The sequence below is a fragment of the Pseudoalteromonas sp. S3260 genome (genome assembly GCF_005886925.1).
GTDB classification, from domain to species: Bacteria; Pseudomonadota; Gammaproteobacteria; order Enterobacterales; family Alteromonadaceae; genus Pseudoalteromonas; species Pseudoalteromonas tetraodonis.
This window is the reverse complement of sequence record NZ_PNCV01000214.1, coordinates 1-371: the sequence shown is the minus strand read 5'-3', so window position 1 is coordinate 371 and position 371 is coordinate 1. Positions and strand designations below refer to the sequence as shown.

Annotated in this window: 2 rRNA genes; both read left to right on the top strand. The window is 42.9% G+C overall.

The window, feature by feature from the left end:
• A 5S ribosomal RNA gene (rrf, locus tag CWC14_RS20055) occupies nucleotides 1-87 on the top strand; the annotation flags it as partial.
• Between the two features lie 63 nt (nucleotides 88-150).
• Nucleotides 151-265 (top strand): 5S ribosomal RNA (gene rrf / locus CWC14_RS18235).
• Nucleotides 266-371: the final 106 nt, after the last annotated feature.

Here is a 371-nt window from a genome sequence, read left to right as displayed (position 1 = left end):
CTGACCCCATGCCGAACTCAGCAGTGAAACGAAACAGCGCCGATGATAGTGTAGCATTTGCTATGTGAAAGTAGGACATTACCAGGCTCCAAATTTAGTCGAAAGACTTTAAATTTAAAAATAAATAATAAGAAAATTGAAAAGAATTTTCTTGGTGACAATAGCGTTTTGGACCCACCTGACCCCATGCCGAACTCAGTAGTGAAACGAAACAGCGCCGATGATAGTGTAGCATTTGCTATGTGAAAGTAGGACATTACCAGGATCCAAATAATAGAAACCCGTTACAGCGATGTGACGGGTTTTTTGCTGTCTGGGATTTAATAAATAGCCAAGAGCCCATGCCGAACGGTAAGCGTCCGGCCAACCAC